Below are 15,285 nucleotides of genomic sequence, written 5' to 3'. Positions count from 1 at the left end.
CACTACCACGGCACACAAATATTTCCCAGCTCTTCCGACTAGTTCATGGTTATTAATTGAATGTAAAAGTGTTCAAATGTCTTTATATTCATGTTGGATATTTATAGTCGGCTATCAAATAGCACCATGTGTAATCCAAAGATTAATTATACTTCACTTGGGTTGGTTGAAGAAATAGCTTATGGTTAAAATCCATCAGAGTCACGCAACAGGTAATGTTATAAAATGTTTCTGATGGATTTTTAGCAAACAAAAAAGTCAGATATTTTCCGTTCGGAATTTATCTGACTTTTTTAATTTGAGAATTTTAAGCTGTCTTCTTATTATTTTTAATCAATAAAGCAAAAATCAAACCAATAATTGCCATGCCAAAGAAGAATGCGAAGACTTTTTGAAAACCGATTAAACCGGTATTGGCAGGTAAATGATGATTTTGATTAGTTGTAACCAAAATCAATGTTGCTAAGCTGACGCCTAATGAGCCGAGCAATTGACGAACGGTCGTGATGATTGCAGTACCATGAGGCAATAATTCTTCTGACAAAGAATTTCCACCCAAAGTTGTGGCAGGCATCATAACAAAGGCATTTCCTCCTTCAATTAATGCAGCAATCAAAATCATTGGCCAAATACTTAATTTCGTGTGGATGGCAAATAGTAAGAACCAACCGACAACAATCATTGACATACCGATTAATAAAGTCGATTTGAATCCGATTCGATCGGCAAGTTTACCAGTCAATGGATTCAAGATACTGAGGACGATGGCTGGTGGAACTAAAGCCAAACCTGACATTAGAACTGAAGTATGCAAGATATTTTGGTAATAGAGTGGGTAAATAATAGTCACGACAATCAGTGAAATATACGAGAATCCTGTTAGCAAAACTGCTAAGTCGAAATTGAAGTTTTTCATAACTTTCAAATCGAGTAGGGGTTCCTTTTTGGTTAACTGACGGTGAATAAATAAGAACGTTAATAAAAGACTGATGACGAGTAGAATCACCAAGTTAGTGCCAAAACTCTTAGTTGCTCCAGCTTGATTGACCACATAGAGCAGGCCAATGACACCAAGTAGGTAGACGGTTGAAATTAAATCTAAACTAGCTTTGTGACGAGGCATGACATCTTTGATATAAATAAGACCACTGATAAAAATTACGATCATAATTAACAAAAAGATGACGAATAGTCCTTGCCATTGAACAAAGTTTAGAACAATCCCGGAAATAATTGGACCACTAGCTAAAGCTGAGCCCATGACTAGACCGGCGTAACCCATAGTTGCACCACGATTTGATTCGGGTGTAATGGACATTAGAACAGATTGAAATGACGGGAATAAAACTCCAACACCGATAGCTTCTAAAGCCCGACCCAACATGGCGATGGGAAAGTTTGGTGCAATGATGATGACGAAAGTTCCGAGTGCAAAAATTGCGACAACACTTAAAAAGATTTTTTTGAATGAAAAGTTATTTAACAACCATGGACTGATTGGCATCATGATACACATAATCAGCATGAAACCAGTAGTTAACCATTGGATTGTGGGAGCCGTAACACCGAAGAATTTCATCAAGGTTGGATAGGCAGTTGATAGTGACGACTGACTGATTGACATTGTAAAAGTTCCGGATAACAAAGTGATGATGAATAACTTACGGGCCAGGCTATTTTGGATTTCACCTTTATTCATAAAAATACCCCTTTCTTTTGTTTAGTCTAATAACAATTTAAGGATAGCCTAAAATAAAAATGCTGTCCAATTGATTGATTAATTTATAACAATTTTGACAGTATTTTTAATGTCCATTATGTATTTAAGGTTCCCGTCTCCAGAGCTGAGAGCATTCATCTGCTACGCGGAACGGCTCGAGCCGAAGAGCGGTCTCGAACCTCGGTTGAAGCCTTGCAAAACCAGCAAGTCTCCAACACGCCCGGTGGTGATGAATGCTCTCAGCTCTTCCAACTCATTTGTTACAGATGTTTGTTTCAATTATATTTTGGTTTCAAAAGTGAATTCAACATAAAACATTTGAATGTTCCAATACTTAATTAATAACGGTTAATTAGTCGGAAGAGCTGGGAAATATTTGATTTTTAAAGGAACCAATCGCGGATACCATCTTTTATCATTTGCTTAGATCTATTAAATAAGTTTTGATGGTCAGTATTTTCTATTTCTTCATATAGGTGAGTATTTATTTTACTCAGAATATTGGCAAACTGATCAAGTTCTTCATCGGTCAAGGCATTTAAAAATTCGGGTACTGATGATTCCATAGTAGCTGTTTGGCGTCCTAAATCTGTTATCCGAATAATTGTCATACGGCGATCGGTTGTGGACTTTTCCTTGGTGACTAGTTGTTTTTTAACTAGTTTATTGACGAACTCAGCAGTTGACTGAGCGCTTAAGTCAAGTCGTGTAGCTAGTTCTTTTTGTGAAAGACCATCAGATTGTGACAGGGCGAGCAGAATTTTTCCCTGACCTTGAAACATGAATTTTCTTTCATCTTCATCGGTATTTCGGTGAGCAACTTTGTCAGCAACGTGACGTACCATACCGAACTCAATTAATTTTCCAGCGGCATTTTTTTGTTTAAGTAAATCGGGCATAAGTATTACCTCCAAAGGCTATTATACAGCTTAATAAAAAAATATTCAGGTAACCTGATTAAAATACTTGCATTTTTAGTCAGGTACCCTTATGATTAATTTTAATCAGGTAACCTGATGAATTAATAAAACAACGAGGCAATAAAAAATGACATTAAATAATGCAATCGAAGTTAGCCACTTAACAAAAAAATTTAACGATAAAACAGCAGTCGATGATATTTCTTTCAACGTCAAGCAAGGTGAGGTGTTTGGACTCTTAGGACCTAATGGTGCTGGGAAGACCACTACGTTGCGAATGATAACTACATTGTTAAAATCCACCAGTGGAACCGTAAAAATTTTTGGTCACGATACTGCTAGTGAGGGAAAGTTAGCCAGATCGATGTTTGGACTGACAGGGCAATATGCATCGGTTGACGAAGATATTTCCGCCCGTGAGAACCTGATGATTTTTTCAAGATTAAATGGATTATCACGAGCTGATTCCAAAAAACGGACTGAAGAGTTGCTAGAAGAATTTTCACTGGTCAATTCAGCTGACAAATCATTAAAAGATTTTTCTGGTGGGATGCGTCGCAGATTGGATTTGGCAGTCAGCTTAATTACTCGTCCAGCTCTGATTTTCCTAGATGAACCAACTACTGGATTGGATCCACGAACTAGAACACAGATGTGGGACACAATCAGGAAATTGGTGGCACAGGGTTCAACAATTGTATTAACAACCCAATATCTTGATGAGGCGGATCAATTAGCAGATAGAATAGCAGTTATTGATCATGGAAAACTGGTTAAGATTGGGACACCTTCAGAACTCAAGCAGCAGATTGGTGGAACTAATTTAAGTTTTACTGTGAGTGATGATCAGCAAGTTGATTCAACCGTTAAATTAGTTACCGATAAATTAGGCGCAACCGTTCATCTGGCAGGGCAACGCTTGAGTACCAATTTAGCTGGAGTTGAACAATTATCAAAATTATTGGCAACTTTACAACAGGATAAAATTTCAATCACCGACCTAACAGTTCAAGAGCCATCTTTGGATGACGTATTTATGAGTTTAACCGTTGGTAAAAATTAAAAAGGATAGAGGCTTTTATTATGGACGTACAAACACACCGTGGAAATTTAATTATGAATACTGCAACAATGGCTTACCGTAATTTATTAAAGACAATTCACAACCCAGATAGAATGATGGATGTTATTATTCAACCAGTCATGTTTATGTTGATGTTCGGTTACTTATTTGGGGGTGCCATCGCTGGTAACGTTAAAAATTATTTACCAACAATTGTTCCCGGAATTTTGATTCAAACAATGCTATCAGCTTCATCAGGTTCTGGTTCACAAATTAGAGAAGATTTGGATTCAGGAGTATATGATCGTTTTAAATCATTGCCAATGGCACATATTGCACCGTTAGCAGGTCAGCTTTTCGCTGATATTTTGCGCTTGACGATTGCTACAATAACTTCATTAACAACCGGATACATCATGGGATGGCGTCCAGCAGCAGGTCTCGGCGGAATTGTTGTCAGTGGATTACTTGCTATCTTTATCGGTTGGGCACTGTCTTGGATCTTTGCACTACTAGGGATGTTAGCTAAGAGTGCTACAACAGTTGAAAGTTTTTCTCTTATGATTATGTTGACTTTATCATTTTTATCAAATGCATTTATTCCAATTCACACATTGTCAAAAACTATGCAAGTCATCGCATATATGAATCCAATTACTTATGTGATCATTGCTATCAGACAAATTTTGGCAACGGGTCGATGGACAAATGAAGCATTCTTAGTATTATTTTTCGGAATTATGATTGTAGTTGTATTCGCTCCATTAACAGTTTGGGCATATAACCGTAATAATTAAAAAGCTATCATATGCAGATTATAATGAAATCTGTATATGATAGCTTTTTTGTTTCTTCAGGGTAAACAAAAAAACATGATCTCGATAATTTTATCGAAATCATGTTTTTTAACTAAAAGTAATTCTGGAAACGAGTTACAAGCGACAGATTTCTGTGCTTTGCTACGACTCCCAAACTATTTGCATAAGGCGCAAATAATTCGTGAGTCTAGGCAAATGCTCGAAATCTAAGCGGTCGCTCTCCACTCTCTTATTTCTACTTGTCAGCTTTGTTTGTCATAATATCATCAATCAAACCATAGTCTTTAGCTTCTTGGGCTGTCATGTAGTTATCACGATCAGTATCCTTTTGAAGTTTTTCGAATGTTTGGCCAGAATTATCAGCCAACATGTGGTTCAATCTCTTTCTTGTCTTCAAAATTTCTTGAGCAGCAATTTCAATTTCAGTCTGTTGACCTTGTGCGCCACCTAATGGTTGGTGAATAAGAACAGTTGAGTTTGGAAGTGCAAAACGTTTGCCCTTTGTACCTGATGACAAGATAACTGATCCCATTGATGCAGCTAATCCTGTAGCGATAGTTTGAACATCAGATTTAACAAAGTTCATTGTATCAACAATGGCTAAACCGTCGGTAACTGAACCACCGGGTGAGTTGATGTACATTGAAATATCCTTGTCAGAATCTTGAGCATCTAGGAATAGAAGTTCAGCAATGACTGTATTAGCCATTTGGCTGTTAACCTCACCAGATAGCATGATGATTCTATCTTTTAATAATCTTGAGTAAATATCATAGGCACGTTCGCCACGTGAGCTTTGTTCAATAACTGTAGGAACTAACATTTAAAATGCCTCCTGTTTTTAATTAGCACTCTTAATAGCACAGTGCTAATTTAGCATAATATGATTTGTGGGTCAACAAACAAACCTCAAAATATAAAAAAAATTAGGATTTGTACGATAACTTTTTCATTATCGCACAAATCCCATTTTTTTAATCATTGTTTGACTTGCTCTGAGACTTCTTTGGAATTAAAGCCTGATTTTACACGTGACCAGATAATGTGGAATGTGTAAGCAGATGTGAATGCTAGACACCATGTAATCAAGTAACAAACGACAATGGCAACGATTGGATGAGCCAAAGCCAAATTGTGGCCGAAGATTCTCCAGATGATCTGGAACCAGAAAACGTTTGATAGGTATGCACGGTAAGCATAGACAGCTAAGAAGTGAAATACAGGTAGAGCCTTGGAGTTGTTGCGCAAATGATACATTGATAATGCGGCAACTAAACTAATGACTAATAATGCATACAAAGTCATTGATGGCTTGTAGTAAGGAGCATTAGTCAATTGAACAGGGAATCCATAAGCTGATAGTTCACTGTTTGTCCAATAATAAACGGCAATGATTGCTACAGCTAGGAAAATCCAAGTCTTTCTAATAATTGTTTCAAATTTTTCACGATATACCCAAGCGATAACACCAAATATTCCATAAATAACGAAACTAACAAATAGTCTATCTAATAGGTACCAGTTAGTAGCTTGGGGTCCGTGGAATACGTTGGCATCGTAGAAGTATAGCCATGCCGCATAGCCGACAACTGTCAAAGCAATTGCCCAGATAGCATTAGTAGTACTTTTCTTGACCCAATGTCCGAGTGCCCAGAAGAATGGCATTAAAATGATAAATTGAAGCATCATAGTGTTATACCACAGGTGCGGTGCAGCATTACCATTTATAAAGTTCCATAAGAAACTGCCGACACTATTAAATTGGTTTACTTGTTGAACGTCTGGAAATATTAGTAAATACGCCAGTGTCCACCAAATTGTAGGTACAAAAAGAGCAGACCATTGTTTCTTCATATATCCACCGTAGTTATTCCAGCTGTTGTTGCCGGTAGTTCTGGTAGTTGTGTATAAAATACCAAAAATAAAGGCTGGAGCTGTGAATTTAACTAGATTATAAACAATCCCAATAAATGTTTGGGCGTTGTCTGGTGGATTAGTGCCTAGAACGACACCAAGAACAGTCTGCATCATAACGGCAGTACAAGCGAAGACTTTCATGTAGTCCCCGATATCAGCGGGTCTTGTATTGTCTAATCTTGAATTCATTAGTCATTTCCCCTTTTGTTTGATTGTGAGATCAACAAAAGGACTTCTTAGAAGTTAATATAATCGCTTCCAAAATAAATTGCAACTCAAATTTTTAATTCCGAACGTTGGAAACTCAAAAATAATTTGATTAATTCATTACTGATTTCGCGTTGAATGTTGGTCAAATTGCTAGCAGGTGAGCACAGAAAAATCGTTCTCTGCAACGGTTCGGGAGTCAATCTAGCTAGTTGAACTTGCTCATCAATAGTTTGCCAGGTTACTGAAGGGATGAAACTTAATCCAATACCAGCTTCAATAAGACCACGAATAGTTGCTGGATCGTCAGTTTCATACATGTAATTTAAAGAGATTCCTCGTTCGTTGAAATAACGGTCAATGGTATTTCGTAAAGGATTATTTTTAGTCAGACCGACAAATTTTTCGTTTTTAATTTCCTTTGGATTAATAAATTTCTTGGAATAACCAAATTTTGAATTCCAACCAACGAAGATTTCTTCTTTTAATACAGGAACATTTGTCAGATCCTTGAGTGGATGACTGGTAACGATAAAGTCGAATTGTTTAAAGTCAGCTTCTCTGATCGTATGCTGTGCCAGACTTAGCCTAACATTTGGAAACCTATCTTTGATATTGGTAACAATACTGGGAATAAAAGGAGATGCCACTTCCAACAAGATTGAAATAGGTTGATCGGAATTATCAACCCCGCCTTGAACAGCATTAACACCACGATCCAATTCTTTCAAACTATCATTAACATAGCTAAAGAATAATCTACCAGCACGATTTAGTTTTAGAGTTCTACCAGTTCGATCGAACAATTGAACCTGTAGTTCGTCTTCCAATTGTTTGATAGTTTTACTGACAGCTGGTTGTGAAATATAGAGTATTTCAGCAGCTTTGGTAATACTTTCTTGATTCGCAACGACTGCAAAGCATTTTAATTGCGTTAAATTCATCCCAATATCCTCCATTCATAACCATTTAGTTATGTATCATTCAATTTATGTATTATACACGTTATGATTACGCTTTTATACTAGGAAATGTGAGATCAGCAAATAAGGATGATTTGGAGGTGAATGTATGCGTACTTTATGGATATTCCCAGGACAAGGTGGACAACGTTCGGGGATGTTGGATAACGTACCACAGGATTTAAAAACTAAAGTTAAAGATTTGACTGGGGTTGAGTTGACCGATGATGAAGAGGCCTACAAAGATTCCATACAGATTCAATTAGGAATTTTGATTTTACAATTATTTAACATTAGACAGTTACACAGTATTGATGAAAAGCCTGATGTTGTTGCTGGACATTCTTTAGGAGTGTTTGGTGCCGCAGTTGCTGCTGGAGTTTTGACTGAAGAAGATGCAATTAAGATTGTCTTTCTTCGTTCAACCAAGATGAAGGAAGCTTATCCGGTTGGATATGGCATGGGAGCAATCGTTGGATTGACTCGTAAAGAAGTTACTGCATTAGTTGAAAAGGTTGATGCAACTGATGTTTATGTTTCAAATCAAAATTCAGAGTTACAGACAGCATTGTCTGGCTCGTTAGATGGTATCAAGAAAGTTTTGGCTTTAGCAAAAGGCAATGGTGCTCAAAAGGCACTTATCTTGAAGGTACCGAATCCATCACATTCACCGTTGATGCAATCAGCTGCTGATGCTTTGCAAGAAGCATTCAAGACAGTCGAATTGAAACGTCCCAATTGTACTTATCTAACTAATTACAACGGTCATGCCGTTCACACAGTAGATGAGGTCAAAAAGGACATGATCAACAATCTGATTTATCCGGTTTATTGGGACACGATGATGAGTGTTGCTAGTGAATTGGGTATTGATACAACGGTTGAAGTGATGCCCGGGCATGCATTCACCAAGTTGGTTCATTCTAAATTGCCTGATCTGAGAAATATTACCATGAGTGAAATGGGAATTGATGATACTGAATTTCTATTAAAAAAATGGAGGAAAATAAATGACTAAAAGAAGTTGGACTACACATCGTGATGCCAAAAACGCTAAGTTAGAAAAAGTTGCACCAATGATGGATGGTAAGTTTGTACAAACTGAAAACGCAAAGGAATTGTTGGAGGACTTAATTAACCCCGGCGACAAAGTTGTCTTGGAGGGAGATAACCAAAAGCAAGCTAGTTTCTTGTCAAAAGTATTAGCTTCGGTTGATCCAGAAAAAGTTCATGACCTACACATGATTATGTCATCTGTTTCAAGACCAGAACATTTGGATATTTTCGAAACAGGTATTGCTAGCAAGTTGGACTTTTCATTTGCCGGACCACAAAGTACTCGTATCTCACAAATGATTGCTGATGGAACAATGACCGTTGGTGATATTCATACATATCTTGAATTGTATGCACGTCTATACGTTGACTTGATTCCTAATGTCGTCCTAGTTGCTGCCGATAAAGTTGATCATGACGGTAACTTGTACACTGGTGCTAACACAGAAGAGACACCTGTAATCGTTGAATCAGCTGCTTTCAAAGACGGAATCGTTATTGTTCAAGCTAATGAAATAGTTGATAAAGTTCCACGTGTTGATATTCCTGGTGACTGGGTCGATGTTGTTATTCAAGCCGACCAACCATATCAACTAGAACCACTATTCACACGTGATCCACAAAATATTACTGAATTACAAATTCTGATGGGTATGATGGCAATCCGTGGTATCTATGAAAAACATAATGTACAAACAGTTAACCATGGTGTTGGTTTTAATACTGCCGCTATCGAACTATTGCTACCTACATATGGTGAACAACTAGGCTTGAAAGGCAAGATTGTTCCTAACTGGGAAGTTAACCCTACACCGACATTGATTCCTGCGATTGAAAGTGGCTGGGTCAAGACTATTCACAGTTTCGGTGGTGAAGTTGGTATGGAAAATTACATCGCTCACCGTCCTGACATTTTCTTCGTTGGTAAAGATGGAACAATGAGATCAAACCGTGCTTTTGGTCAAATGGCTGGTCAATATGCACTTGATATGTTCGTTGGTTCAACTCTACAAATTGATAAATATGGTAACTCTTCAACTGTTACAAATGGTCGTCTATCTGGATTCGGTGGTGCTCCTAACATGGGTAGTAACCCAACAGGCCGTCGTCACTCAACACCAGCATGGCAAAGTCTACGTCCGGACAATGATCCACTAGGTAAAGGACAAAAACTAGTTGTACAAATGGTTGAAACATTCGGTTCAAATAAGAAACCAGTTTTCGTTGACCACTTGGATGCTGAAGAAGTTAGAAAAGAAGCTAAATTAGCTAATGTTCCTATTATGATTTATTCAGAAGATACGACTCATATCGTTACTGAAGAGGGTATCGCATACTTGTACAAGACAGATAGTATGGCTGAAAGACAAGCTGCTATTGAAGCTATTGCGGGGGTTACACCAGTTGGATTGAGAAGTGATCCTAAAAAACTTGCTGACTTACGTGCACGTGGTATCGTCGCATTGCCAGAAGATCTTGATGTACATCGTAATGAAGCCAAACGTTCACTACTTGCTGCACAAACAATGGACGACTTAGTAAGCTGGTCAGATGGACTATACAATCCACCAGCTAAGTTCAGAAGTTGGTCATAAAATGCAAATTAAAACATCTGTTGCACAATTAGCAGTTGATGCTCTGAAGTGGGAAGTAAACTTTACTCCTAAGCCCGGATTAGTAGATGCATTATCCAATGGGTCACATGATGATATGGATTTAAATTTGTTCTTAAAGTCAGCTGATAGTTTACTATCGGGATTCCAACAGACAGCTGAAGTCAGTTTTGATCGAGACATCGATATTAGTTTACGTGAAGATATCGGTGCAATCGGTAGACAGACAGAGGCAGACATGTTCCAAGCAACTGATGGAGTTAATACTCACAAAGGCGCTATCTGGACAATGAGTCTGTTGATAAGTGCTGCAAGTGCATTGCAGACAAATGATATCGAACAAATATTACTATCGGCACAGTCATTAGCTAATTTACCAGATAAATATGTTCCACAGGCTGCTAAGAAAACTCATGGTATGGCAACAAAGAAAAAGTACGCCTTATCAGGAGCACGTGGTGAAGCTCAGAGTGGCTTTCCTAATATTAGAAAAGTTTTGAGTTACACGAATGATGCAGATGATTTGTGGATGCGTCGCTTGATGTTGTTATACAGCAACGTTAACGATACGAATATTGTTTATCGCAGTAATTTAAAAGTTCTACAAACATTGCAAAGAATTTCAAGAGAAATACTTGAGAGCAACACGCCGGTTATTGAAAATCCCAAATTCGTCGAGTTGGAGAAATTCGTCAGTGAGTACAATATTTCACCGGGTGGTTGTGCAGATTTATTTGCAGCAAGTTATTTTTTAGATAGTTTAGCGGATAGGGTAAATTAAGTATTCCGTCTACAGAGCTGGGAAATATTCTCTAGCTGTGCGGAACGGTCCAATCCAAAAGACGGTCTCGAACCACGGCACATAAATATTTCCCAGCTCTTCCGACTAATTAATTGTTAAATGTAAAAATATTCAAATATCTTTTATATTCAGTTCATTTTGGATACTGGAATGTAATTGATGCGAATATTTATAATAAATTATCAATAAGCACTATGAATTAATTTAAAAAATGTAGGAGAAAATTAAATGGAAAAATTACATTATAAATTTGAAACTAAGAATCCCATTCAAAAACCAGTTCACATTGGTGTAGTTGCTTCTGGTGACCTTGAAGTAATCTTTCGCCCAACAGATTCTGATGAAACTGTTGTAAGTATTGTTACTGGTAGTGATGGTTTTAAAGAAGTTTGGAAAAATGTTTTGGATCGTTTCTTTGCAAGATATCCAATTCAAGCAAATATCGAGATCAACGACTTCGGTTCAACACCTGGTGTTGTAAATCTTCGTTTAACTCAAGCAATGGAGGCATTACACGATGAAAAATAGTTTTGTTGAATTGCATGCACGTGAACGTGCTGAGGCATTGCTTGACGATAATGCCCGTGAATTAGTTGGACCACTTGATAATATGATTTCACCACACTTGGAGCCACAAGGTATCGTTCCTGAAAGTGATGATGGTGTAGTTTTAATGCGTGGCACTATCAATGATAAGAACGCTCTAGTTATTTCTATCGAAGGTAAATTCCAAGGCGGTGGTATTGGTGAGGTTAGTGGTGCCAAGATTGTTGCTGCATTGGAGAAGGCCTTAGAGGATAACAAGGCTGGCAAGACAATCTATCCAGTTATCGTTCTTGATACTGGTGGTGTTCGCCTACAAGAGGCTAACTATGGTTTGCTTTCAATTTCAGAAATTCAAAATGCAGTTATTGCATTGAAGAAGTATGTTCCAGTTATCGGTCTAGTTCCTGGACGTGTTGGTTCATTCGGTGGTATGTCAATTACTGCTTCAATCCTTTCATATTTAATTGCTACTAAGAAAGCTAGAATCGCTCTAAACGGACCAGAAGTTATCGAACAAGAAGCTGGTGTTCGTGAGTTCGATTCCAGCGATAAAGATTTGATTTGGAATACTTTGGGTACTAAGCAAAGATTAGCAACTGGACTTGTTGATGAAGTTGTCGATGATACAGTTGATGACATTAAAAAGTCAGTTTCAGATGCTATCGACGCTAAAAAAGATGCTCACAGAACTGAACATGTCGATTTCTACCTATCATTGTTAGATCAACTTGATCCTAGCAAGAAACTTGATATCGAAGGATATCGTAAGCTTTACCCAGAAATTAAGGCTGAAAAACATGTTATTGCTGATGCGGTTGAAGGAAACGAACCAGGTACAAAGAGCCGTGGTCGTCTATGGTTTGAAAAACTAACAGGCGTCAAGAACGCCAAGAGTTCTGTATCTACAGTTTTGCACGCTGAAAAAGATGGTAAGGAATACGTTGCCATTGTCCCAGATGCTGACAACAAGTTCCCACGTGTTCGCGATGGTGAAGTAGGTCTTGAAGAAGGATTTGCTGTTGCAAGTATCGTCAACAAAGTTGTTGCTGATGATGCCGATAAGGATGTAAAACGTCCTATCATTATGGTTGTTGATGTACCTAGTCAAGCCTATGGTTATCAAGAAGAGTTAATTGGTATCCACGTTGCCCTCGGTTCAAGTGCTGCTGCCTATGCTAAAGCTCGTCAAGCTGGACACCCAGTTATCGCCTTTATTCCAGGGGATGCTGTCTCAGGTGGTTTCTTAGCACATGGTCTACAATCAAATAGATTAATTGCCTTAGACGATACATCAATCACTATCCAAGCTATGTCAAAGGCTAGTGCTGCACGTATTACACAACGTACAATCGCTGAACTTGAAGAAGCTACCAAGCATGTTCCAGCTATGGCTTACGATATCGACAATTATGAAAAACTTGGTGCTCTTTACAAACTAGTTAAGGGTATCGGTTCATATGAAGCTACTGATGAAAATCTGGCTAAGATCAATTCAATTATTGACGAAGCAATCCAAAGTACTGTTGGCAAACCAGCAGATTTACACTTCCGTTACGAAACACCTATCGCTGTTGAAAGTGGTCGTAAGGCTACAAATGCAGTTCGTAAGGCAGTCTTTGAACAATGGAACGCATAGAATTTTCACCGCATAATTTGGTTAAAATTGATCCAGAGGAATTTTTCAGTGATGAGAAAGAGCCTGAATGGGTGGTCGATAGTTTGACCAAAGTACCGTTGGTAATCATTCGTCGTGGAAATATCGTTGACGCCAAAGTACCTGTAGGTGTCAGAGGTGTTAAACGTGAACAGAGATTTGCTGGATATATTCCTGTTAAAGCCGTGGTATCAGAAAATATAATCACTCCGGATTCACTAATACACGATACGTGGGATGTACTTTCAAAAAGCCGTCGAGAGTTACCAGCAATCAATGCTTTACCAAAAATTGTTCCTATTATGAACGAGTATAAGTGGGGCATTGGCGGTAGCGTTGGCTTTGAATTGGCCAGTCAACAAGCAACTGCTAAAAATAGTAGTGACCTGGATTTGATTTTATATGAAGAAAATCATCTATCACGTGAAGAGGCAAGTGCGCTTCTAAAACAGCTTAATCAATTTGGAGTTCACGCGGATTTACAAGTTGTTCATGGTCAAAAAGGCTTTTCATTAGAAGAGTTTGTAAATAATACTAGTAAAACGATATTAATTAAGACCGCTAATGGACCAAAACTTTCGAAAAATCCGTGGACAGAAATAGAGAAGGATTAAAAATCTTGGATAATTTTCCAAGATTTTTTTGGTAGACAATGAAATTTTTAACAGATGACAAAATTAAATTGGATTATAACGTTTACGGAACCGGCAAGCCAGTTGTCTTGATTGCTGGCTTTGGGGGCTATCAGCAGATATGGAAATTACAGATTGAATATTTGGTAAATATGGGTTATCAAGTGATAACATATGATCATCGAAATCATGGTGCATCGCAACGAACTAATCAGGGATTAAATATCACGCGTTTAATTACTGATTTACATGAGTTGATAGAATTTTTGCAGTTTGATAAACCTTTGTTGATTGGTCACTCCATGGGGGCAAGTATTTGTTATGGCTTTTTAGCGAGATATGAAAATGTGGCAGCAGTTATGGGCATCGACCAAACAGTCAAAATGTTAAATGATGCCAATTGGAGTTACGGATTTATGAATATTAATAAAGATAATTATCGTTTTGCAACTGCCACAGCTGCCAATGTTCATGAGACTTTGAGGGGAATAGATCCACGTATCATATCAGATTTAAATGATGCTAAGAATAAGAATCCTTTTGATAGAAGTTCAAATCTACCTTTACTATACGATCATGTAACAAAAGATTGGCGAGAGGCGTTGGAGAAAAGCAGTCATCCAGTTATGCTGGTTGCCGCCCAAGATAGTCCATATTATAATTCTGATTTTGCGAAGGTGATGTCTGATTCATGTAATAATGTCACATCTGCTGTGGTAGATAATTCTGGTCATGATATTATGGCCGAAGTTCCTGACCAGTTCAATCAGTTGTTGCGTCATTTTGTATTGTCTAATCGAAGATATCAATAATTCTTGTAGGATAGGCGAGAACTTCCATATAATCACCTATATCAGTAGTTCGGAGATGATTTGGCTGGTTCATTTAATACAACTTTCTTTCATTATTCATAGTTACATCATATAAAACTTAAAAACTAAAAAATAAGAGGATATTTCGGATGTAAAACCCGAAGTATTCTCTTATTTTCTATGGATAATATTCTGCTTAAGCTCTAATTAAATTAGAAATGCTGATTTATCAACACTTACAAGTGAAACTTTGTGAAACAAATGCGCCATGCGGGAGTCGAACCCGCATTTCAGGAACCGGAATCCTGCGTGCGATCCATTACACTAACAGCGCCTTACTCTCATGCCACTATCTTATTCTATCGCACACCCGTGTAAAAAGTAAATCATGAAAAAAATAATATAAATTTAACTTTTTGCGACCATATGACTTGATATTTTCACAAGAGAGTTTATACTTATAACTGTGCTTAAGAGATGGATTTAATTCATCTGGGCTTTTATTTTTTGAGTACATGGGTCGTAAATGGACATACAGGGACAGTAATTGCCCCATGGAGTAT

The 15,285-nt window shown here is 37.7% G+C and carries 14 protein-coding genes and 1 tRNA gene; 9 read left to right on the top strand and 6 right to left on the bottom strand.

The annotated features are described in order from the left end of the window. Nucleotides 1–307 precede the first annotated feature (307 nt). Together AAA923_RS08640 and AAA923_RS08635 are read right to left on the bottom strand one after the other, a co-directional pair. Nucleotides 308–1,699 (bottom strand): DHA2 family efflux MFS transporter permease subunit, encoded by a 1,392-nt coding sequence (locus AAA923_RS08640; protein ID WP_338216373.1) that lies wholly within the window; start codon nt 1,697–1,699, stop codon nt 308–310. Between the two features lie 404 nt (nt 1,700–2,103). Next, nucleotides 2,104–2,619: a MarR family winged helix-turn-helix transcriptional regulator gene (locus AAA923_RS08635; RefSeq protein ID WP_338216372.1), complete on the bottom strand. Its 516-nt coding sequence runs from the start codon at nt 2,617–2,619 to the stop codon at nt 2,104–2,106. 148 nt (nt 2,620–2,767) lie between these two features. On the opposite strand from AAA923_RS08635, the gene AAA923_RS08630 reads away from it, so the two are divergent. Together AAA923_RS08630 and AAA923_RS08625 are read left to right on the top strand one after the other, a co-directional pair. Then, entirely contained in the window at nt 2,768–3,703 is a 936-nt protein-coding gene (locus AAA923_RS08630; protein WP_338216370.1) for an ATP-binding cassette domain-containing protein, read from the top strand. A 20-nt stretch (nt 3,704–3,723) separates the two neighbouring features. Next, nucleotides 3,724–4,500: an ABC transporter permease gene (locus AAA923_RS08625; protein WP_338216368.1), complete on the top strand. Its 777-nt coding sequence runs from the start codon at nt 3,724–3,726 to the stop codon at nt 4,498–4,500. Nucleotides 4,501–4,756: 256 nt separating this feature from the next. Here AAA923_RS08625 and clpP read toward each other — a convergent pair whose 3' ends face one another. The 3 genes from clpP to AAA923_RS08610 form a co-directional block, all read right to left on the bottom strand. Then, nucleotides 4,757–5,344 (bottom strand): ATP-dependent Clp endopeptidase proteolytic subunit ClpP, encoded by a 588-nt coding sequence (clpP, locus tag AAA923_RS08620; RefSeq protein WP_338216366.1) that lies wholly within the window; start codon nt 5,342–5,344, stop codon nt 4,757–4,759. 155 nt (nt 5,345–5,499) lie between these two features. Then, nucleotides 5,500–6,627 carry an acyltransferase gene (locus AAA923_RS08615; RefSeq protein ID WP_338216365.1) on the bottom strand — a complete coding sequence of 376 codons (1,128 nt, stop codon included), beginning with the start codon at nt 6,625–6,627 and terminating at the stop codon, nt 5,500–5,502. A gap of 86 nt (nt 6,628–6,713) precedes the next feature. After that, nucleotides 6,714–7,589 carry a LysR family transcriptional regulator gene (locus tag AAA923_RS08610; protein WP_338216363.1) on the bottom strand — a complete coding sequence of 292 codons (876 nt, stop codon included), beginning with the start codon at nt 7,587–7,589 and terminating at the stop codon, nt 6,714–6,716. Nucleotides 7,590–7,716: 127 nt separating this feature from the next. Here AAA923_RS08610 and AAA923_RS08605 point away from each other — a divergent pair, with 127 nt between their 5' ends. The 7 genes from AAA923_RS08605 (at nt 7,717) to AAA923_RS08575 (ending at nt 14,722) form a co-directional block, all read left to right on the top strand. Further along, nucleotides 7,717–8,625: an ACP S-malonyltransferase gene (locus tag AAA923_RS08605; protein WP_338216362.1), complete on the top strand. Its 909-nt coding sequence runs from the start codon at nt 7,717–7,719 to the stop codon at nt 8,623–8,625. Beyond that, complete coding sequence (gene mdcA, locus AAA923_RS08600) at nt 8,618–10,258, top strand: malonate decarboxylase subunit alpha (protein WP_338216360.1); 1,641 nt, start codon at nt 8,618–8,620, stop codon at nt 10,256–10,258. The genes AAA923_RS08605 and mdcA overlap by 8 nt, the downstream gene beginning before the upstream one ends. A gap of 1 nt (nt 10,259) precedes the next feature. Continuing rightward, on the top strand, nt 10,260–11,057 hold the full coding sequence (locus AAA923_RS08595; protein ID WP_338216359.1) for a triphosphoribosyl-dephospho-CoA synthase: 798 nt from the start codon (nt 10,260–10,262) through the stop codon (nt 11,055–11,057). Nucleotides 11,058–11,306: 249 nt separating this feature from the next. After that, nucleotides 11,307–11,606, top strand: coding sequence for a malonate decarboxylase subunit delta (locus AAA923_RS08590; RefSeq protein WP_041501741.1), 300 nt, complete (start codon nt 11,307–11,309; stop codon nt 11,604–11,606). Further along, nucleotides 11,596–13,260: a biotin-independent malonate decarboxylase subunit beta gene (mdcD, locus tag AAA923_RS08585; protein ID WP_338216356.1), complete on the top strand. Its 1,665-nt coding sequence runs from the start codon at nt 11,596–11,598 to the stop codon at nt 13,258–13,260. The genes AAA923_RS08590 and mdcD overlap by 11 nt, the downstream gene beginning before the upstream one ends. Beyond that, nucleotides 13,248–13,892: a malonate decarboxylase holo-ACP synthase gene (locus AAA923_RS08580; RefSeq protein ID WP_338216354.1), complete on the top strand. Its 645-nt coding sequence runs from the start codon at nt 13,248–13,250 to the stop codon at nt 13,890–13,892. Before mdcD ends, AAA923_RS08580 begins: the two co-directional genes overlap by 13 nt. Before the next feature lie 38 nt (nt 13,893–13,930). Next, nucleotides 13,931–14,722, top strand: coding sequence for an alpha/beta fold hydrolase (locus AAA923_RS08575; protein ID WP_338216352.1), 792 nt, complete (start codon nt 13,931–13,933; stop codon nt 14,720–14,722). 262 nt (nt 14,723–14,984) lie between these two features. Here the strand turns inward: AAA923_RS08575 and AAA923_RS08570 are convergent. Beyond that, nucleotides 14,985–15,056, bottom strand: a tRNA-Arg gene (locus tag AAA923_RS08570). Nucleotides 15,057–15,285 lie beyond the last annotated feature (229 nt).

The organism is Companilactobacillus muriivasis (genome assembly GCF_036246245.1).
Lineage (GTDB): Bacteria > Bacillota > Bacilli > Lactobacillales > Lactobacillaceae > Companilactobacillus > Companilactobacillus muriivasis.
The sequence above is the reverse complement of the archived record's forward strand: the minus strand, read 5'-3'. Positions and strand labels throughout refer to the sequence as shown.